Below are 20,849 nucleotides of genomic sequence, written 5' to 3'. Positions count from 1 at the left end.
ACGTTCGGTTCCCGCTTTCGATACCCTCGTCTCCATAGAGTCCTCCTTCGGTCATTGGGTTGTTTGGTGATGACTCAACCTTCAACCGATTCGAGGACTCTTTCAATATCCCAAAGTGCGAAAGAAATTGTACGTTATCGAAGAGGAATGCATGGACCTATGCGTGTATTCGGTCGATTACTGAAATCCCCGGCGCCTCAAGCCCGAATCGTCCGAGTTGAGGTTGGCCTTTCTCTTTCGCCGGAAAACCAATTTAGCCGCGACAACTCTTTACAATCCCCTTTGTAATGCTACACTCCGCCCTCATTGAGGGGTAAGTCTTGCTGTTCAACAGCTTCAAATACGGCCTTTTTCTGGTCATCGTCTTCGTGGCTTATTGGTCATTGGTGCGGGTCCGGATGGCCCGGATTCTGCTGTTGCTGGCGGCCAGTTACTTTTTCTACGCCAACTGGAACCCGACCTTTCTGCTGCTGATCTGGTTTTCGTCCTCGCTCGATTTCTTCCTCGGCGGGGTGCTGCCGATGGCGCGGCGGCAATGGCAGAAGAAGGCGCTCTTGGCGATCAGCCTGACGGCCAACCTGGGCTTGCTGGTCATTTTCAAGTACACCGACTTTTTTCTCGGCGGCGCGTCCGATTTTTGCCAACTGCTCGGGCTCGACCCGATCCGCCTGCGGCTTAACCTGATTCTGCCCGTCGGCATCAGCTTCTACACCTTCCAGACGATGACCTACATCATCGAAATCTACCGGGGCAAGCTGGCGCCGACCTACAACTACTTCGATTACCTGCTGTTCGTCGGCATGTTTCCGCAACTGACCGCCGGGCCCATCGCCCGCGCCGCCGACATGCTGCCGCAAATCGAGCAGCCGCCGCGCCTGACCGACAAGCAGGGCTCGCTGGCGCTGTGGCTGATCATGGCGGGCCTGTTCAAGAAGGTGGTCATCGCCGACGCCCTGGCGCTGGGCCTCGTGGACCGCGTGTTCGCCATCCCGGAAATGTACACCAGTTGGGAGGCGCTGGCGGCCATCTACGGCTACGCGTTGCAGATCTACTGCGACTTTTCGGGTTACAGCGACGTGGCGATCGGCTCGGCCTTGCTGCTGGGCTTCCGCCTGCCGATCAATTTCGACGCGCCGTACATCGCCCTGAATCCGCGGGATTTCTGGCGGCGCTGGCACATCAGCCTGTCGTTTTGGTTCCGCGATTACCTCTACATCCCGCTCGGCGGCAGCCGCAAAGGCCCGGCGCGCACCTACGTCAACCTGTGGATTACGATGCTCTTGTGCGGGTTCTGGCACGGCGCGGAATGGAAATTCCTGTTCTGGGGCGTGTTGCACGCTTGCGCGCAGATGCTGACGCGGATGATCCAGCGCCGGACGGGCCGCGAGAATCCGGCGAGCGCCTGGGGGCGGGCGGCGGTCGGCCTGCTGACCTTCCACTTCGTCTGTTTCGGCTGGATTTTCTTCCGCGCCGACGACGTCGCGGCGGGCTTCAACCTGCTGCACACGCTGTTTTCGTTCATCGGCAGCGCGCCCAACCTGACCTGGCAGATCCTGTTGCTGCTGGTCCTGGGATTCGGGATGCACCTGGTGCCCAAACGGCACGAGGAATGGCTGCAAAACCGGTTCGCCGCCCTGCCGGCGTCGGTGCAGGGGTTGGTCTTGTTCGGCGTGGTAATCGTATTATACTCCGTCGCCAGCAGTGACGTGAGGCCTTACATTTATTATCAGTTCTGATCGGGGTTGGGGACTTTGCCGCCGGAAGAAAAAAAAGAGATTCAAGCCAGGCCGCGCGCGACGCTGACCGGCAAAACCGCGCAGGCGATGCTGTGGTTTCTGCTCTTTTGCCTGATCGCCGGATTCCGCACCGATCCGCGCCAGTTGGTGGCCAGCCTGCGCTTCGAGCCCACGCAGGGCGTTTCGTGGTATTCCTCCAGCCCGTCGGTGGCCGAGCAGCCGGTCGTTTCGCCGGAAGAAAAAAGCGAAACCGCGCCCGTGGTGAAAGCCGATTTGAACGAAGCGGCCAAGCTGTTGGGCATCGACCCGAAAGCCGAGGATCTGCTGGGCGACGTGCGGCGGATCGAGGATCCGACCGGCCGCGCGATGAGTTCGTTCTACGAAGCCCTGACCCGCACCGTGCACCGCGAACCCGGCGCCGTGACGCGCATCCTGCACTACGGCGATTCGCTGGTGGTCGTCGATTTCCTGACCGGCGAAACGCGCCGCCGCCTGCAAGGGCGCTTCGGCGACGCCGGCCACGGCTTCATGATGGCCGGCAAACCCTGGCCCTGGTACCAGCACTGGGATGTTACCTATCGCACCGGCTCCTGGACGGTGGACGGCATCATGAATCCGAAATCCAGGGAGGGCTATTACGGCCTGGGCGGCTTCGCCTTCGACGGCTCGGGCCCGAGCCAGTTCGTCGAATACGGCACGCAACAGAAAAGCGAATACGGCCGCCGCGCCTCGCGATTCGAGGTCTACTACCTGATCCGTCCCGGCGGCGGCTCGTTCGACGTTTACGCCGACGACGTTTTGCAAACCAAGGTCAAGACCGCCGGTCCCATCATCAAAAGCGGGGTCTACACGGTGAAGGTGAAGGACGGCGCCCACAAGTTCCGCGTCCAATGCGCCGGCGACGGCCCGGTCCGCCTGTTCGGCGGGGTGCTCGAGCGCGAGGGGCCGGGGCTCGTCTACGACACGCTGGGCATCAACGGCGGCCGCGCCCGCACCCTGGAGCGCATCAACACCGCGCTCTGGGCCGAGCAACTGCGCCTGCGGCGTCCCGATCTGGTCATCCTGAATTTCGGCACCAACGAATCGGAGGACGAGGATCGGCCGATGGCGGTGGTGGAGACCGACTATGGCAACATTCTGCGCACGATCCGCGCCGCGGTGCCCGAGGCGTCCTGCCTGGTGATGTCGCCGGCCGACCGGGCGGCCCGCCTCAACGGCAAGCTGACGACCAAGACCATCATTCCGCGTCTCGTGGCGACCCAGCGCCGCGCCGCGCTCAAGGCCGGCTGCGCCTTCTACGACACCTATCAGGCCATGGGCGGCCACGGCTCGATGGCCCGCTGGTACGAGAACAAGCCCCGGCTTTGCGCCGGCGACATGACGCACCCCAATCGCCTAGGCGCCGATCTGCTGGGCGGCGGCCTGTACCGGTCGTTCGTCACCGGCCTGATCGAGTACGCCGGCCTGACCATGCAGGCCAAGGCCGCCGGCGCGCCATTGCCGGTGCCGACCGAGCCGCTGACCTTGTACGCGCCTTTGTGGCCGGCCCAGCCGGAATGGCATCCGCCGCTGCCCGAACAGCCGCGCCTGCCATTTTGACGTTTTTCGCCCCGCCGCCCTTCGACAAAGGCGCGGGACCACGGCATAATCCATCACGGTAGCCGCGGGGAGGACGCGCCAAACCATGAAAATCGCGATTATCGGCGCCGGCGCGATCGGTTCACTGATGGCCGGGATTTTGTCGCGCGGCGGGCTGGAAGTCTCCCTGATCGGCCGTGATCCGGTGATCCTCGAAACCGTGATGCGGCAGGGACTACGGCTGACCGGCGTGCGCGGCTCCTACCAGACCAAACCGACGATTTTCCGGCACGGCCGCCAGGCGGGCTCGGCGGATTTGGTGGTGTTGTGCGTCAAGGCGTACGACACGGCGGCGGCGATGGAGGAACATCGCGCGCTGGTCGGCGCGGACACGCTGGTGCTGTCGCTGCAAAATGGCATCGGCAACGTCGAGACCCTGGCCGAGCTGGTCGGGCGGGAGCGCGTACTGGCCGGCATGACGACCATGGGCGCCAACGTCACCAAGCCGGGGGTGATTCACCACGCCGGCGAGGGCGAGACGGCGATCGGCGAGTTGACCGGCGCGCGGTCGGAGCGGACTTCCCGGCTGGCCGAAACGCTGACCCGGGCCGGCTGGCCGGCGCGGGCGGTGGCCGACGTGCGCACGCTGGTCTGGGGCAAGCTGTGCATCAACGTGGCGATCAACGCCGTGACGGCGATTCTGGGCGTCAACACCGGCCAGTTGGTCGAGTTGAAAATCGTCCAATCGCTGGTGCGCGACGCGGTGGCGGAAACGATCGCCGTGGCCGCCAAGCAGGGGATGGTTTTCGACCTGGACGAACGGCTGACCCAGGTGTGGCAGGTGATCGACAAGACGCGCGATAACCGGACCAGCATGTTGGTGGACATTCAGCGCGGGCGCCGCACCGAAATCGAGGCGATCAACGGCGCGGTGTCGCGGCTCGGAAATCAACTGGGTGTTCCCACGCCGGTCAACGATACGTTGACCCGCCTGGTGCAGGCCAAGGAAAAGGCCCGCGCCATCGGTTGAGCGAACAAACCGGCCCGCTTGACCGGCGGCCGGATTCACCCTAAATGAATTGACCGTGTTTCGACTTCCAGTTCGTACAAGGAGGAATTTGTCATGTTGAGGCGGTTTTTCTGGTTGGGATTGCTGATGGCGGTCATTTTGGCGGCATCCACCGCGCTGGCGGGCCCCGTCAGCTCCAAGTTGACTCCCGAGGAACTGGCCAAGGTGAAGGCCGGCCAGATCGTGGTCAAAAACAACATTCAGAACGGCAGCGAAAAAGGTTACGGCGTAGCCTACGGCATCATGAAGGGCAGCGTCGATGACTTCTGGAAGGTCATTTTCGATTATTCGCACTACCTCGAATTCTACCCCCGCCTGGAAAAAGTGACGCCGGTCAGCGTCACCGCCAGCCAGGCCATCGTGACCTTCGATATGGACGCGACCATCAAGACGATGACCTACACCACCGTCGGCACCATCGACGCCGACCGGATGGGCATGACCTGGGTGCTGGACATGAACCGGCCGCACAAGTTCTTCAAGGCCAACGACGGGCACTGGAAACTGGAGCAGTTGGAGCCGGGCGTGATCCTGGCCGAATACCTGGTCAGCGTTTCGCTGGACCTCGGGCCGTTCTCGGGCATGGCGACCAAGATCGTCAATTCGATGGCCAAGGACGACCTGCCCGACGTGATCAATTGCACGCGGAAGCGCCTGGAGTCCGGCGGCACCTGGAAACGGACCAAATAAGCGACGGGAACCCCTTTGGACAACATCCGTAACTTTTGCATCATCGCCCACATCGACCACGGCAAGTCGACGCTCGCCGATCGCCTGTTGCAGCGGACGCTGAACATCCCGGATCGCGAATTCCGGGATCAGATCCTCGACAACATGGACATCGAGCGCGAGCGGGGCATCACGATCAAAAGCCAGGCGGTGACGCTGCCCTACCGGCACGCCGATGGGCGGCAGATGTTGTTCAACCTGATCGATACTCCCGGCCACGTCGATTTTTCGTACGAAGTGTCGCGCGCCCTCGCCGCCTGCGAGGGCGCGCTGTTGCTCATCGACGCCTCCCAGGGCGTCGAGGCGCAGACCCTGGCCAACATGTACCTGGCGCTCGAACACAACCTCGAGGTCATCCCGGTCATCAACAAGATCGACCTGCCCTCGGCCGACATCGAGGCCGTGAAGCACCAGATCAATCACGACCTGGGGCTCGACCCGGACGAGGCCCTGCTCTGCAGCGCCAAGACCGGCCAGGGCGTCGAGGAAATCCTCGCCGCCATCGCCGACCGCCTGCCGCCGCCGCGCGGCGACGCCGCCGGCCCGCTGCAGGCGCTGATTTTCGACGCGAAGTACGATACCTATCGCGGCGTCGTCGTTTACGTGCGGCTGTTCAACGGGCGGTTGCAGGAAGGCGACGCCATCCGCCTGATGGCCACCGAGGCGAACCATCACGTCGAGGAAGCCGGCATCATGCAGCTAAGCATGCAGCGCCGGAAATACCTCGAGGCGGGCGACGTCGGCTACATCATCACCGGCGTCAAGACGGTCAGCGAGGCGCGCATCGGCGATACGGTCACCCTGCAGCACAAGCCCTGCGCGGCGCCGCTGCCGGGCTTCAAAGAAGTCCAGCCGGTGGTCTTTTCCTCGATCTATCCGGTCAGCACCGACGACTACCCCGAACTGGCCGACTCGCTCGAGAAGCTCAAGCTCAACGACGCCTCGCTCATCTACTCGAAAGACATGTCGATCGTGCTGGGCCACGGCTTCCGCTGCGGCTTTTTGGGCCTCTTGCACCTGGAAATCGTGCAGGAGCGGCTGGAGCGCGAGTTCGACCAGTCGATCCTGCTCACCGCGCCGTCCGTCCAGTACCGGGTGACGACCGTCACCGGCGAGGTGCTGACCATCGACAACCCGGTGCATTATCCCGACCCGATGAAGGTCACCAAGGTCGAAGAGCCCTTCATCAAGGCGCACTTCATCCTGCCCGACGATTTTCTCGGCGGCGTCATCAGCTTATGCATCAGCCGGCGCGGCATTCAGCGCCAGATGAACTACCTCGACAAGCGGCGCGTCGAACTGACCTTCGAGCTGCCGCTGGCCGAGGTGGTGTTCGATTTCTACGACCGGCTCAAGTCGGTGTCGCGCGGCTACGCCTCGTTCGATTACGAGTTTCTCGATTACCGCGAAACGACGCTCGTCAAACTCGAGGTGCTGGTCAACCACGAACCGGTCGACGCGCTCTCGGTGCTCATTCACAAAGAGCGGGCCATCGAACGCGCCCGCCAGATCTGCGAGCGCCTGACCGAGGAAATCCCGCGCCAGCAATTCAAGATTCCCATCCAGGGCCGGATCGGCGGGCAGATCATCGCCCGCGAAACGATCGGCGCCTACCGCAAGGACGTCACCTCGAAATGTTACGGCGGCGACATCACCCGCAAACGCAAGCTGCTCGAAAAACAAAAGAAGGGCAAAAAGCGGATGATGCAGGTCGGCCAGGTGACCATTCCGCAGTCGGCGTTTCTCGCGGTCTTGCGCGTGCACGACGACTAATCGGCGATCAGATCCCATAACCGTTCGGCGACGCCGTCGGCGATCAGCATGCCCGCGGGCGTCGGCCGGAACCGGCGGCCGTCCCAGGCGATGAGCCCGTCGCGGGCGTGCGGCGTCAGGCTGAGGATCAACCGGTCCTCGAGCGAGCCGAAATCCGCCGGTGCCAGGCCTTCCTTGGTGCGCAGCGCCAGCATGATCCGTTCCCGCGCCATGATCGCCGGGGTCAGCGTCTCGGTGAAGTCCAGCGGCTCCTGATCCCGCGCCATCAGGTCCATGTAGCGGTCGGCGTTGGTGACGTTGGCCCGGCGAACCGGCCGCCCTTCGATTTCCAGGTAGGAATGCGCACCGGCGCCGAGTCCGAGATAATATTCGCCCGTCCAGTAGAGGCTATTGTGGCGGGACCGGAAGCCCGGCCGGGCGTAACTGGAAACCTCGTAGTGGTCGTAACCGGCGCGACTCAGAATGTCGTGGCAATCGAGAAAAATTTCGGCCTGCCGGTCGTCGCCGAGCGGCACGATCTCACCCCGTTTGACGCGCTCGAAAAGGTGCGACGGTTCATCGACGGTCAGCAGGTAGACCGAGAGGTGGTTTGGCGCCAGTTCGGTGGCCTGCTTGAGATCCGCGCGGTACACCTCGTCGTGCGGTTGGGGCAGGCCGACGATGAAATCCAACCCGATATTGTCGAACCCGGCTTGTCGCGCCGTTTCGAAACCCTGGGTGGCGATCGGCGAGCGGTAGGCGCATTCCATGAACGTCAGGGCCGCCAGGTCGAAAGATTGCACGCCGATCGTCAGCCGGTTGATTCCCGCCTGGCGAAATCCTTTGAGCCGATCGGCTTGCAGGGTGACGGGGTTGGATTCCAGGGTGATTTCTTCCGGACGGCTGCGCGGGTCGATCAGGCGGAACACGTGATCCAGAATTCTTCGCAGGCGTTTCGGCTCGGCCAGCGAAGGGGTGCCGCCGCCGAAGTAAATGGTCTTCAGCCGCGCGCCGGCCAGAAAATTTTGCTGACGGACCAATTCGGTTTCCAGCGCGGTCAGGTAGCGGTCCAGGGTCGCTTCATCGGGCAGCGGTTGGGAATTGAACGCGCAGTAACCGCATTTGGCCGGACAAAAAGGAATATGAATATACAAACCCGAGATGGATGCTTTCATTTTATTCCGACTGTCCATTCTCGCCGTCGCGATCAATCGTCCGGCGCGAGCGACAAAGCCGTTTTTTCAATCGGATTCACCGAAGACACCGGTGAACCCTTCGCCTCGCAACAAAAGATAAATCGACCGCTCGGTCGATCTCCTTGAGAAAAAAGCCAGTAATGACAATATGTTTGACGGTCGGGAAATGCGCTGTTTTGCGACAAATCTACTTCAGCACCCGGAACAAACGATTCAGCGGCCACCAGACGCCGTAAAGCGCTTTGAAGCCGCGATAGTCGCAGGCGCGGCACAATTCGGTGCAGCCGCGGTCTTTGGCCATCAAGCGGCGGCGGATTTCCCGGTAACGTTCGGAGAACCAGACGTTCCAGATTCCCGACTCGTAGGCGTTGCCGATCGGCACCTGGACCAGCACGTCCTGGCAGCAGAGCGAGACCGTGCCGTCGTGAACGATATTGATCTGCGAAAACGGCATCTGGCAGAACGCGCGCATCGGACGGTCGAGCGCCCCGCGATTCGGCGCCGAACCGGCCCGGTTGAAAAGCTGCACTTCGCGTTCGCGCAAATAGACGATGAACCGGCGTCGTCGTTCGGGCGACAGCGAGCGGAACGTTTCCTCGATATTGCCGCGCACCGGCCGGTTGTCGAGGTAATCGTTGACGGTCAGGTCGTCCAGACCGGCGTCGAACAGCGAATTGGCTCGCTCGGGGGTGAGGATGATGCCGTTGGTCGAAACCTGGAAGAAGGCTAGCGGCAACCGTTCGCGGGCGTAGGCGATTTTCTCCTCGAGGCCTTTGTCGAGCAGGGGTTCGTTGTTGACGAAAAACGCGACGCGCCCCGCATAGTGAACGGCCGTCAGTTCCTCGATCAGGCGGGCGAATACCGCCCAGGGCATGGCGCGATCCTCGCGGGCGTGGTTGTCGACACTGACCGCGCAGAAGGCGCAGCGACCATTGCAGATGGTGCGTGTCTCGATGCTGACCGTGGCCGGCAAGGCGAACGGCCAGAGATCGCGATAGCGCCGCCGCGCCTGGCCGGAGAGCGGCCCGTAAACGTAATCGCGCATCCAGCGGTCGGGGATGCGCGATCGCAAAGCGACGATATAGGGGCGCAGGGTTTTGGAAATCGTTCCGGGGCCGAGCATCTGCCCCCGCTTTTCCACGGTGTGTTTCTCGGGTGTATCCATGCCGCTGTTGTGCCACAAGGCCGTCCCGTTGGGAAGGGGCGGCCGCTTCCGGCGGTGATCCGGATATTCTCGGTATCCGGGCAATTTGACAGCCGAAATCGGGAATGGTTACTCTGGCAAACAATGATCGGCAAATGAGCGAGGGGAGTTCCTTTCCAATAAGGGGGTCGCCGAACTATCGGTGAGAAAGGGGAAACCATGAAAAAATCGTACCAGGTGTTCTTGATGTTGTCGGTTTTCATTGTCCTGGCGATGTTCATCCAGGCTTCGCTGGCCGCGACGAAAACCTGCGAGGTGACTTACGACAATTTCGGCAAGGCGTTTCTGGAAAAGTACTGCACCAAATGCCACGTTTCCACCAAGACATCGATGATGACCCGCATGGGCGCACCGGCCGGCAGCGATTTCGACAAGGTCGAGGCGGTTCAACAATACAAGGACAAGATCGTTCAACTCGTGACCGTGAAAAAATCCATGCCGCCCGTGGCTCCCAAACCGGCCGACGACGAAAAAGCCAAACTGAAAACCTGGCTGGAATGCGAATACGCCGCGAAATAGCAGAAAACAATCTCGCTGAGCCCGCCGCGACGACTGCCGCGACGGGCTTTTTGTTTCATCCGCCGTCAACCACTTCCGGCCGCTTGACGATGTATATCTTGGACGGTCGCGGGAACTGGAAAAAGATGATGGGCGGGCGGCCTTCCGGGGAAGGGGGCGGCCCGCCGCCAAGGATGGGCGGAGGTGAGGGTCATGAGCATGGAGATCCAACGATTAAACCCGGCCAACTTCGAGGATTTTCTCCGGTTGCACCAGGAACTGAGCGGCTTTTGCCCGCACGGCCAGATCGCGGCGTGGGCGGACAAGGACTGGGCGCGCGCGGCGAGCCCCTGTCTGTTGCAGGAGGAATTTTTCGATCACGGCCACTATTACGGCTACCTGCTGTTTGTGGACGAAAAGGCGGTCGGCTGGTGCCAGGCCGCGCCGGAGAGAACGCCGTTGGCCGATTTGTTGGACAGCGACGGATGTTCCGGGCAAGCCACCTGGCATCTGACCTGCTTCCACATCCGCCAGGATTACCTCCGGCTGGGAATCGCCCGGTTCATGATCGACGAGATTCTGGTCGATCTGCGTGAACGCGGCATCCGGCGCGTCGAGGCCACGCGGGTGCTCGATTCGATCCAGGATTCGAGTAACCTGTGGTTGACTCCGGAAATTTTTCGGGCCGCCGGATTGCCGGTGAAAGAAGAATACGCCCTGCCGCTGTTTATCGAGGAACCGGACCCCGAGGGTGATTGAGCGGCTACCGGTTTACCGCTGCCGATAAAGCAAATAGGCGGTGGAGCCGTCGGGGAACGGCCAGCTTTCGCCCGGTCGGAAATGCAATGCGAAATCGGGCGGCGGATCATCGAGGTAAGCGTAGGTTCGCCACAAATTGATCTTCTCGCCGGCCTGGATTTTCTGCTCGTAGATCGCTTTCCAGGGCCGGCGGTAAAAAATTACGTCGAAGGAATCCAGCCGCGGCCGGCCGTCTGGATCGGCGGCCAGCCAGTCGTGATCGTCCCACCACTGAGTTTCCACCGTCAGCTCGCGGTGCCGCAGCTTGAACAGGTAATAGAAAGTGTTTCCGTTGTAATAGAAATTTTCATCCATCATCAGCAGGCGGGGTTTGGGGCCGAGGCCGGCCTGCAGGATCGCCTGGGCGATGTCTTCCTCATGCCAGGATTCGGGCCGCGGCACCAGGTAATTTTCGTAGGAGAATTTCCAGGGAGTCAGCCGATTAGCCAGGCCGTCGGACAGGCCGAACGGCAGCGGCCGAAAACCGCCCGCGCCGGGAAACAGCCCCGTGGTCAACAAACCGCCGAAAATCGCGGCGAGCGAGCCGAGCGAGAAAACGAGCCGCCAACCGAAACCGGCGTTGCGCCGCCAGGGCAGGGTGAGCAGGGCCGCGATCGCGAGGTACACCGGCGGCAAGGCCGGAACCAGATTCATTTCGTTTTGAATGCTGATGAACGGCAGGACGGCGACGGGAATTGCCGCCCAGACCGTCAGGAAAAGCCAAGGGGCGGCGGGCTGTTTAGCGCTGATTTCTTTTTTCGGGCGGAAAAGCTGATAACCGGCGAGCAGTAAAACCGGCGGCAAAACCAGCGCCAGGGTCGGCCCGAGATAGTAAGGCTCGAGGTACGAGGCGTAAAATTTCATCATCACCCAAGGCGAAAAATGCTCCACCTCGGCGTTGAAACGCATCTGCTGGTAATAAGTCAAAAAGTTCATCAGGCCGATCGGGAAATACCAGATGCCGGCCAGGCCGATCGTCGCCAATCCGGCGGCCAGCGCGTTGCGCCAAGGCTTCGCGCGCCATCGAAAAAGCAGCAAAACGCCCGTGAAACAACCGCCGGTGACCAGAAAAAACGCCCAGCCCCACGGCAGAATCCACGGCGTGGACGCCCGATACCAATTGTCGATCGCTTCCCGGTGCGCCGGCGAGTACAGTGCCGCGGCCATGGCCCAGGAAGCGGCGAACACGATCCACCACCAAATGTGGCGGCGATTTTTCGGCGCGCCGGTTTCCGTTGCGGATTCCGGCGGTCGGGACTTTTGCCAAGCGGCGGCGGCGACGAACAAAACCGGTCCGGCCAAAAACAGGAAAAACGTCTGCTTGCAGAGCGCGGCTAGACCGACCGCCAATCCGGCGGTGAGCGACCAGCGGCGTTCCGCGAAACCGTCGCTGCGCCAGAGACAATAAGCGGCCAGGGCGGCGATCGCGGTCAGCGGCCACTCCAGCAGGTATTGGCGCGACAGGTCGCAGGCGGCCGGCGAGGTCAATAACAGGAAAACGGCCAGCACGCCGGTGCGCCGGTCGAACAAAGCGCGCCCCAGCAGATAGACACTTGCGCTCAGGATCAATGAAAAAAGGAGTTGGCTAAACCGCGCGGAAAGATGGTGCCGGCCGCCGACGGCGTAAGCCAGGGAGGCGACGGCGCCGATCGGCGGATAACCGGTGAAAGCATGCAACGAGGCCGCATAGGGGTCTTTTTCGTCGACGAGGCGGTTCAGGTATTCGATCGCGCCGATGACGTGCGATAACTCGTTGTAATTGGCCGGTCGCCGGTCGATCAGGAAGAACGCGGAGTTGCCGGCGGCATGATAGAAAAACACCACGGCGAGGAGGATCCAGGCGGCGGATCGACTGGAAAAATCGGCATGATTTGGCGACGGTCGAACGGCCATCAGACGCTTCCCGGAACTCCTTTTTCACCGATTTTCGAATGGCCTATCCTTTCATAGTTCGCGGATAGGGAAAAGCGCCAAATAGGGAGGTTGTTTTGCCCGTTTCAGGGCAATTGGCGTTCATGTTATTCCTCCGGCATTTCCGTTGATAATCTATGCTCTTTTTCTTTTCCAAGTAATTAACGCAACGGTGAAATAAATCCCACTCTTTGTGGATGAATGCCAATTTATCTAGTCATTGCAAATAGTTGTCTACGATTATGAGGCGCCGAATAATTATCGGTTTTCATTTTGAATCGCGTGAAAAATGCTTAATTTGATCGTATCAGGTGCCGATCAAATTATTAAGCAATATGGGAATGCACCCTACTAAGGTCAGGCGCGAAAGCCCGAGCGGGCTGGGGGGGTACAGGATGAACGCTCGGAACGACGGCTGCCGGAAGTGCGGAAAATGCTGTCATTTTGAAATTTCCGTGACTCTGCTGGATATCCACCGGATCGCCATACAGCGCGGCCAGGCGGACCGCCAAGTCTTCGAGGATGTTGTCGACAGCGAAAAAACCGCGCAGTCGCGGCTTCTGGTGATGCGCCGGCGGTCGGACGGCGCCTGCGTGTTTCTGCAACCGGACAATCTCTGCTCGGTCGAAGCGGCCAAACCGATCGCCTGTCGGTTTTACAATTGCCGTTACGGCGAGGCTTCCGACATCATCCCCTGGACCGCCTTCGAGGACACCCCCGCCAGTCAGGTCCAGTTATGGGGCCATACTTTCGCGGCGGCCATCACCAGCGCCTACCTGCGTAAAAACGGGCCGCGTTGGCACCGGGCCGATTACCGCCGGGCGATCGATTCGATCTACCACAACACCCTGCCCGATCAGCCGTTTGTCCAAGACGCCGGCGTCGCGGCGAATGCCGGGCACGTTTGCGTGAACTGCAATTCCGAGGGACGGATGGCCGCGCAACCGCTGGTGACCCTCGACGATGTTCAGCGGCTGGCCGAGGTGGCCGGCGTCGGCCTGGCCGATTTCTTCGCCGATTTCGTCGATCCCGAACCGAGCGCCGACGGTTTGCTGCAACTCAAACAGCAATCCGGGTGCGCCTTTTTCGACGCCGGCCTCTGCCGGGCCGGCGATGCGCAACCGATGCATTGCCGTTCGCTGCCGCGCGCGGCGCGGCGGCATTACAGCCCGACGCTGCTGCACCATTTCTTCCTGGGCTTCGGCACCGTCGCCGAACAGTTCCGGCATCAAGTCTCGGTCGAACTGACCCGCGCCTACGTCGCGGAAGTCGGCGCCCGCTACGACCGCGACAACTTCCGCCGCTCGCTCGGTAAAATCGAGTGGCTGTCGTCCGATCAGGAAGAATTGGACAAGTTCCGCGCCCGGGTCCGCGCCTTCCGCTACAACCCGGATCAAGAGGCGGAAATTCCGTCCCTGGCGCACAACGCCTGACATTCCAGCCGCAATAAACGATAGCCATCCTAACCGAGTGCAAATGACCCCTGTAGAGGCGAACGATACCTTTACTTGGCTTTCCGGCGCCGGCGCAAAGGGGGCCATGCTTCCCGATAGAATCTCTCTCCGGAAGCCTTCTCTCGACTGCCACCGCCCGGCCTCGGCGCGCTTGTCGCCGGCAGGCCGAAGGGCCGTCTTGTTTGGGAAAAAGCAACTCATTATTTCTTTTCACTGAGGGATAGCAATAATTTCAATTGACGAGGCATGGGGCCATCAACCACTATGTCCGCTGGTACAACGAAGACCGTATCCACTCGGCGCTCGACCGTCGAACGCCGTCCGCGGTCGAAACCGAATGGATCACGATAAATGCCGTTTAAACCCGCTCGACTTCGGGGACCCTACGTACAAACTAATCAATGGCGCACCGCCGTTTTTGCGCTTCTGTTGGTTTCTCTTACACTGACTGCTCTTCCGGCTGATGCTTCCACCATTGCCGGTGTTGAATTTTCCGCCGATTCGGTACCGGTTTATAATCGGCTGGAAGTCACCTTCACGATTGATGCCGCTTATGCGAATCCCTTTGACCCCGATGAAGTCGACGTCCGTGCGCTGATCGAAACTCCAGGCGGTATTACGTTGACCGTCTTTGGTTTTTACTACCAGCCATACACAAGAGAACTTGTTGACGGTCGCGAGCAGCTTGTCGCGGTGAGTGAACCCGAATGGATGGTGCGTTTTTCGCCGATGGAAGAAGGCCATTACACCCTGACTCTTTCCGTCACCGACGCTTCGGGCCAAAGCGTAACCGGTCCATTTGATTTTAACGCCACTTCGCCGCTTACCTCCGGCTTCGTGCGCGTGGACGCTCAAAACCCTCGCTATTTCTCTTTCGACGATGGCTCCCAATACATACCGCTGGGCGCAAACGTCTGCTGGGCCTATGACGGCGGATCGTTTTCAACGGAAACCTGGTGGCAGCGGATGGCCGCCGAGGGCGGCAACTGGTCGCGTCTGTGGATGACCGAAACGGGCCCCCAGATACTCGAATGGAACGAAAACCATTGGTCGGGCCAGTTCGAAGGCCTGGGACGCTACAGCCTGGCGATGGCTTGGAAGTTCGATGAGATGCTGCGAATCGCCGAGGAATTAGGTATCTACGTGCAACTGGTTTTCCACCAAGCCTCACAGTTCAACACGGGCACCTGGTCGAGCTGGAATGACAATCCCTACAACCTCTCCAACGGCGGGCCGATTGCCACCGCGATGGAGTTTTTCACCGACGAAACGTGCTCGAGACTGTGGGATCAAAAAACGCGCTACATTCTGGCGCGATACGGGGCTTATCGCTCCGTGCTTGCCTGGGAATTATGGAATGAGGTCAATGGGATCGGCGGCTACCACCCATGGATTGTCAATCCATGGCGTTTGCGAAAGGTCGCCCTGATCACGGCGCAAGATGTCTACCATCACCTTGTCACCGACAGTTCCATGGAACCGTATCAATTTGAACCGGACCACCAAAGCCATACGCTGGATTTTTACAACCGCCACGAATACCTGCTGGGTTTCACGCCAGGGGTGTGGCTTCTTCGAAAGCCGTGGTTTGCCAACGGGCGTCCGGTCGTCATGGCCGAATACGGCATCGACGTCAACAGCCAATTCGACCGGCAGGACACCGCCGGCATCAATTGGCACAACGGCATCTGGGCGGCGCTTCTATCGGGATACGCCGGCGGAGCAATGAACTGGTGGTGGGATACGGTTTTGGACCCGAACGATCTTTGGTACCTCAACGCCGCGCCCGCGGCCTTTGTCGCCGCCGACCGCATGTCCGACTACCACAACGTCCTTCACGGCATCCAACTGACCACCCCCAACGGATCCCCGCTCCAGGTTATCGGCCTGCTCGGCAACGACTCGGAGCCCAAGGCGATTTTCTGGGTGCACGACCGCCGCAGCAATTGGCTACAAGCTGAACCGCCCGCTATTAAGGGCGCGGTCGCAACCATCGACTCCCTGCCCGGCGGCGTCTGGCGGATCGAATTCTGGAACACTTTTAACGGCGAGGTGACCATCGAAACACGCGAACTCGGTCAGACCTTTGCGCTTCAACTCCCTTCGTTTACGCGAGACATTGCGATCCGCGCTCGTCTTCAGCCGCCTGCCGACGATGATGACGATGATGACGATGATAACGATGACGACGGCGCGGACGACGATGTCGCGGATGATGATCAGACGGACGATGATGGCGGGTCGTCTGGAGGAGACGACGACGATAACGGTAGCGGATGCGGATGTTGAAAAGACAGCATCTGAAAATACCCATATATTAATGAGCTAGCCAATCGACGTTCCCGCCTAAAATCCCCGGCATTTCGATGCCAGTAACGTTTGTACCGCCAACTTTCTCTAAAAAGGATTGTCTTTCTGCCATGTGGCCCCACCTCGGGGCGACTCGCGTTTCTAGCGTATAGCCTAGAATCCCGTGTCCGTTGCCAGTGGGTCGATGATCTCCCCGATGCCGGTGTTGAAGTGTGTTTCGAGAAAATGAAAAATCTGCTCGCGGGTCGCCGGGCTCAAGGGATCGTCATCGAAAATCAGGTGGTGCTCCGAGGTGTCGAATTGATAAAAGGCGGAACCCTCGTACGGGGCGGTGACGTGGGGAACGCCCGCGTCCCAGACATAGGGGATCATTTGCGGCCACCCGCCCGCGCGGCACAGCCACCCGCCGGACGGCCCCCCGATCTCTTCATCGAAAGCCCCACTTTGCTGCAATATCTGGGGTTGATGGCCTTCCATGATTTCCAGGGGATCATCGATTGCATGCATTACGTAATTGGCGGGGTCCGCAGGGTCGAGGATCGACTGAAGTAGATCCATCAGGATCCGGATGAAATCGGTGATCGGTTCTTCCGGCAGAAGCAGTTTTTCAATCAGGGAGATGACCAGAAAGACGGGGGCGGCACCCCCGTCCACCAGAACGTTCGTCAGCTTGGCGCCCGACGCGTTCAGCACTTGTGCTTCCACGTTGCGATCCACAGAGGCTGACATGCCGCCCATCCCCGAGCCGAAGGACGAACCGACACCGTAAATCCTGGTCGTGTCGAAATCGGGGGTTCCGTTACCGTCCAGGTCCACATCCTTCAGCGTGGCAACAGCGCGGGTCAACCACACGAAATTCGAGGCGGTCTCCCGGAAATTATCCCGCATGGCTCCGGGATGAAAAATGTCGAAGAAGCACAGCAACTGGCCGACCTCGCCGGTACCGGGAGGCAGGCGGTCGCCGTGGCAGATGGCGTCGATGGCGATCATCGCAAATCCGCGCCGGGCGATTTCGGTCGTGAACGGCGGACGCAGTTCGTGCATGTCGCTCATGATGCCGTGCTCAAAGATAACGATGGGATACGGCTGGCCGCCGGGAGTCGCCTCTGCTGCGGGAATGGTGAAATAGGCACGCAACGTTTCGTAGTGGTCGACGATCGGAGTCCCGTTTGAGTCGAAGGCCCATGGCTCGCCGTCCGGTTTGAAAATGGGTACATCGAAGACCGCGTGCGCCGTAGCCCAAAGACTCGGATCGCCATCCGGCACGATTTCCCAATCCCTGAAAGCGGAAGGAGAAGACTCGAACAATGTGTCCAATTTTCCCACGGCCGCTTCCAGATCGCGCGTGATCCAGCCCGTGGTGAAATCCGCGATGGAAAGGATTTGATCGGGCGGGACGCCCAGCCCATCGAGGCGCGTCAGCGCGGCTCGATAACGCTCGGTTGTTTCATCCGCGGTTCCATCAATCCATGCCCGCCAGATTTCCCGCATCGACTCCGAGGCTTGGTAACATCTGCCCTGGGGGGCGAGACCGCGCGTGGCGACGAGGATGTAATGGGTGTTTTCCTTCAAGGGAAACCACGGAGTCAGGTGCAAATCCGGCGACCGAAAGTCGAATTTCAAGGGAACGAACAAGCCGTCAGCTGAGCTGCCCGGGTCGTCCGCCATCAGAAAAACGCCGTCCTCGCCGGATGGTCCGGTCAAATCGGGGAGCGTCGCCCAGGCGGGTTCCTCACCGGTCGGCAGATAAATATCCGCGAGGGTCGAGAAACCGTTCAAGTCATTGAAGGCGTCGATCAGAAATTTCAACGGGCGGACAGCGGCCATGGCTCCGATGGGGCGTGCCGTATCCTCATCAATGTGGACTCTCCGCCCTGTTCGAGATTGCGCATCCTCGATCGTATAGAGGTCGTTGGGGAAGGGGACAACCATCGGCCGGCTCGCGAGATCGAACGAAAAAACGGGACCGTTCGCGCAGGATTCGGGGTAGGGAGTGACGGTGCTGTCGTCGTCGTCGACATCGTCATCGTCGGTGTCGTCGTCGGCGGTCGTGTCGTCGTCAACGGCGTCATCATCGCTGCTGGAGTCGTCATCGCCGCTACCGCTCGACGAACAGGAAAGCGCCAAGCCGACGCCTAGACCCAGCACCGCTAAGAGCACCAACAAAGAGAACGTCTTCATCGATACCTCTTGTTCGGTGGACTGATTTCGTGAACTAGCCTAAAGGAAATCGCGTCGGAATCAAAACGCTTTTCAATGCCGCTCGTCCAGGCCGTGACGTCCATTTCGACGCCATTCTCTGTGACACTGATGGAACGATCAGCTTCTTCCACTTCACGAATCATGGCGATCGGGATGGTATTCATCGTCTGCTTGCTCATTGTCTTTGTAAATTATTCCTACTTCATCGCCGATTGCCCTACCAGAGCGACAAGCACCTCGGCTCAATTCTACGAATCCGTTCCGGGACTTCGATCGGCCTTCACAGGACGTTTGGCCTGGTATTTCCATACCTTACGGTAGGTTCGCGGTGGAGTTGTACTATTTTCCTCACCCGCCGCCTCCACCACTTCTTTTTTTCTAACCTTGCTCCGACAAGAACAGGCCGATCCTCATAAGGGACTCGGCCTGTCGTTTATTTTTATGAAAATCAAGGTGTTCGGCGCTCCGGCCAGCGCGAGCGAACCGCTTTCACTGTGACGAGTTCAGTCCCAATACCCCACATTTTGCGTGAAAAAGGCGCTTTCTCGTTCTCTTTCTCTGAATCTTTGTGACTTCGGCCAACTCGTCACAAAGATGAGACTGCTTATTTATCAGGTACTTACAGAACGGGGTACGTGGCAGAGTTCGACTCCCACGTGGAGTAGGAAACGCGGCATTCAAGAAGAAAAAGCGGTAGATGGTTTTCACGTACCGTGCTAGCTTTGTGTCGGATTTATTTATGATTTCGGAGACCACAATGAAGACCGTTTCTTTTTGTGCGATCGTTTTCATTCTCGCGTGTTTAATGTTTGGGCTCGTTCTCGGCGGTTGCGGCTGCAGTGATGACGACGACGATGACGACGATGACGACGATGACAACGATGATGACGCTGGCAACGACGAGGACGACACGGGCGATGATGACGACACTAGCGATAACAATGCCGGCGACGACGATGACGCGATCAGTGGTGATGTGTGGACGGATTCATCTTCCGGCCTTAAGTGGCAAGTTTCTCCCACGGGTGGGAATATGAACTGGAATCTGGCGAAAAGCCATTGCCAGGGTTTGAGTCTTGCGGGGCACAACGATTGGCGGTTGCCGACAATCTCGGAACTTCGGAGCCTTATTCGGGGATGTGACGACACCGAAACTGGTGGTGACTGCGATGTTACAGACACTTGTCTGGATTATTCAAACTGTTATAACAGCCCGTGCGGGGGTTGTTCAAACGGCGGCGGTCCAGCGGGTGGATGCTATTGGCCTTCACAAATGGAAGGCGACTGCAGTGTGTATTGGTCGTCCTCGGAGTGTGGGGACGATGACGACGGCGCGTGGTATATCTACTTTGGCTACGGCAACGTTTACAGTAGCAACATTGGTGGCGACAAAGCTGTGCGTTGTGTACGTTAACTAGCCATAAAATAGCATCCTCTGTTTTACACCTCACCTAAATTCCATGCGTTGCTCTTCCCACAGCACCGGGAACGGCTTGGTGAGCCTTGCCAGCGACAGGCCGCTCGACTCCTTACCATCTAAGATCGCTTCGATGATGTCAGGGGCGAGCAAGGTCAGATGCAGAAGGCGGCTGATGTAAGAGTGATCGACCTTTAGCCGCTTGGCAAGTTCGGAGATTGACCCGATGCGACCCGTGTCGAGTAGACGCTGCCACTGATGGGCGCGCGCAATCGCGATGACCAGTGGCTTCTGGTAAGCGGTGCGGTCTGGCTGAAAATTCGGCAGACCATCGGCTACAATGATTTCCTTCCGTCCTCCGCGCCGTTTGAACTTCAGCGGGATGTGAATACGGATGCTTTCGCCGTCGCGGTGGAGCGTGATTTTTTCGCTCTGCTCAACCATCGGCACCGGTCCTTTCTTCGTCCCGCCTCAGGCGGGATCCAGTTCGTCGACAAGCGTGTGCAGGCCGTCCGAGCGCATGATGACTTCCGCGCTGGTCTCGCTGACCACCACGCGCTCGACCAGCAGGCTTACGATCCGTTGCTGCTGGCGACCAAGGCGCTCAATGCTCGCGCCGCGAGCGGCAATCGGCGCGATTACGACCCCAACAACACCAAGTATTGCTTCCGCGTCTTACCGCGCCGCTGTACACGCTTCTCGATCTGGGATCGTTTCCCGGCATGATCCCCGGCGGTTCTACCGCTGTCCACGGTGAACTCTACAAGGTCGGGCCGGAACTGCTGGCGCGGCTTGACCGGCACGAGGGTGTGCCACGATTGTATGTTCGCGAGACGCTCAGCCTCGTAGACGGAGTAACTGTTGATGGTTATTTTCTTATTGATGTCGGCCGAATTCTTCAAGGAACTGTTATTGAAAACGGCACATGGAATACATACGAAAATAAATAATTACTATCCAAAAAGAATGAAACCAAAGCGAAAAATCAACGCAAC

Annotated in this window: 16 protein-coding genes and 1 pseudogene; 12 read left to right on the top strand and 5 right to left on the bottom strand. The window is 59.7% G+C overall.

The features are described 5' to 3' along the window. The first annotated feature begins 320 nt into the window (after positions 1-320). From GX444_10475 to lepA, 5 genes are all read left to right on the top strand, one after another. Positions 321-1,736, top strand: a complete 1,416-nt coding sequence (locus GX444_10475) for an MBOAT family protein (protein ID NLH49014.1) — start codon at positions 321-323, stop codon at positions 1,734-1,736. A gap of 15 nt (positions 1,737-1,751) precedes the next feature. Beyond that, positions 1,752-3,335, top strand: a complete 1,584-nt coding sequence (locus GX444_10470; protein ID NLH49013.1) for a hypothetical protein — start codon at positions 1,752-1,754, stop codon at positions 3,333-3,335. An 85-nt stretch (positions 3,336-3,420) separates the two neighbouring features. Next, positions 3,421-4,344, top strand: a complete 924-nt coding sequence (locus tag GX444_10465) for a ketopantoate reductase family protein (protein NLH49012.1) — start codon at positions 3,421-3,423, stop codon at positions 4,342-4,344. A 93-nt stretch (positions 4,345-4,437) separates the two neighbouring features. Next, positions 4,438-5,073 carry a hypothetical protein gene (locus GX444_10460; GenBank protein NLH49011.1) on the top strand — a complete coding sequence of 212 codons (636 nt, stop codon included), beginning with the start codon at positions 4,438-4,440 and terminating at the stop codon, positions 5,071-5,073. Positions 5,074-5,088: 15 nt separating this feature from the next. After that, positions 5,089-6,885, top strand: coding sequence for an elongation factor 4 (lepA, locus tag GX444_10455; protein NLH49010.1), 1,797 nt, complete (start codon positions 5,089-5,091; stop codon positions 6,883-6,885). On the opposite strand, the gene hemW is transcribed toward lepA, so the two are convergent. Together hemW and GX444_10445 are read right to left on the bottom strand one after the other, a co-directional pair. Continuing rightward, positions 6,882-8,039, bottom strand: a complete 1,158-nt coding sequence (hemW, locus tag GX444_10450; GenBank protein NLH49009.1) for a radical SAM family heme chaperone HemW — start codon at positions 8,037-8,039, stop codon at positions 6,882-6,884. The two genes, lepA and hemW, sit on opposite strands and share 4 nt — an antisense overlap. Before the next feature lie 208 nt (positions 8,040-8,247). After that, positions 8,248-9,243, bottom strand: a complete 996-nt coding sequence (locus GX444_10445) for a radical SAM protein (GenBank protein NLH49008.1) — start codon at positions 9,241-9,243, stop codon at positions 8,248-8,250. A 180-nt stretch (positions 9,244-9,423) separates the two neighbouring features. Between GX444_10445 and GX444_10440 the strand changes: the two genes are divergently transcribed. Next, positions 9,424-9,783, top strand: a complete 360-nt coding sequence (locus tag GX444_10440) for a hypothetical protein (protein ID NLH49007.1) — start codon at positions 9,424-9,426, stop codon at positions 9,781-9,783. 192 nt (positions 9,784-9,975) lie between these two features. Then, on the top strand, positions 9,976-10,521 hold the full coding sequence (locus tag GX444_10435; GenBank protein ID NLH49006.1) for a GNAT family N-acetyltransferase: 546 nt from the start codon (positions 9,976-9,978) through the stop codon (positions 10,519-10,521). A gap of 12 nt (positions 10,522-10,533) precedes the next feature. Here the strand turns inward: GX444_10435 and GX444_10430 are convergent, their stop codons facing one another. Then, positions 10,534-12,453: a phospholipid carrier-dependent glycosyltransferase gene (locus tag GX444_10430; protein NLH49005.1), complete on the bottom strand. Its 1,920-nt coding sequence runs from the start codon at positions 12,451-12,453 to the stop codon at positions 10,534-10,536. 413 nt (positions 12,454-12,866) lie between these two features. Here GX444_10430 and GX444_10425 point away from each other — a divergent pair, with 413 nt between their 5' ends. Together GX444_10425 and GX444_10420 are read left to right on the top strand one after the other, a co-directional pair. Continuing rightward, positions 12,867-13,904: a YkgJ family cysteine cluster protein gene (locus GX444_10425; GenBank protein NLH49004.1), complete on the top strand. Its 1,038-nt coding sequence runs from the start codon at positions 12,867-12,869 to the stop codon at positions 13,902-13,904. A gap of 732 nt (positions 13,905-14,636) precedes the next feature. Further along, positions 14,637-15,317 (top strand): annotated as a pseudogene (locus tag GX444_10420) (cellulase family glycosylhydrolase). Positions 15,318-16,388: 1,071 nt separating this feature from the next. On the opposite strand, the gene GX444_10415 reads toward GX444_10420, so the two are convergent. After that, positions 16,389-18,416, bottom strand: coding sequence for a hypothetical protein (locus tag GX444_10415; GenBank protein ID NLH49003.1), 2,028 nt, complete (start codon positions 18,414-18,416; stop codon positions 16,389-16,391). Next, the gene (locus tag GX444_10410; GenBank protein ID NLH49002.1) at positions 18,413-18,616 is read right to left on the bottom strand and encodes a hypothetical protein; all 204 of its coding nucleotides are present in this window, start codon (positions 18,614-18,616) and stop codon (positions 18,413-18,415) included. The genes GX444_10415 and GX444_10410 overlap by 4 nt, the downstream gene beginning before the upstream one ends. Before the next feature lie 578 nt (positions 18,617-19,194). Here GX444_10410 and GX444_10405 point away from each other — a divergent pair. From GX444_10405 to GX444_10395, 3 genes are all read left to right on the top strand, one after another. Then, a complete protein-coding gene (locus GX444_10405) occupies positions 19,195-19,851 on the top strand; it encodes a DUF1566 domain-containing protein (GenBank protein ID NLH49001.1) in 657 nt (218 codons plus the stop codon). A 261-nt stretch (positions 19,852-20,112) separates the two neighbouring features. After that, complete coding sequence (locus tag GX444_10400; GenBank protein NLH49000.1) at positions 20,113-20,580, top strand: hypothetical protein; 468 nt, start codon at positions 20,113-20,115, stop codon at positions 20,578-20,580. Next, a complete protein-coding gene (locus GX444_10395) occupies positions 20,517-20,804 on the top strand; it encodes a gamma-glutamylcyclotransferase (protein ID NLH48999.1) in 288 nt (95 codons plus the stop codon). Before GX444_10400 ends, GX444_10395 begins: the two co-directional genes overlap by 64 nt. Positions 20,805-20,849: the final 45 nt, after the last annotated feature.

The sequence above is a fragment of the Myxococcales bacterium genome, from assembly GCA_012517325.1.
In the GTDB taxonomy this organism is placed as follows: domain Bacteria; phylum Lernaellota; class Lernaellaia; order Lernaellales; family Lernaellaceae; genus JAAYVF01.
This window is presented reverse-complemented; position numbering and strand designations above follow the sequence as displayed.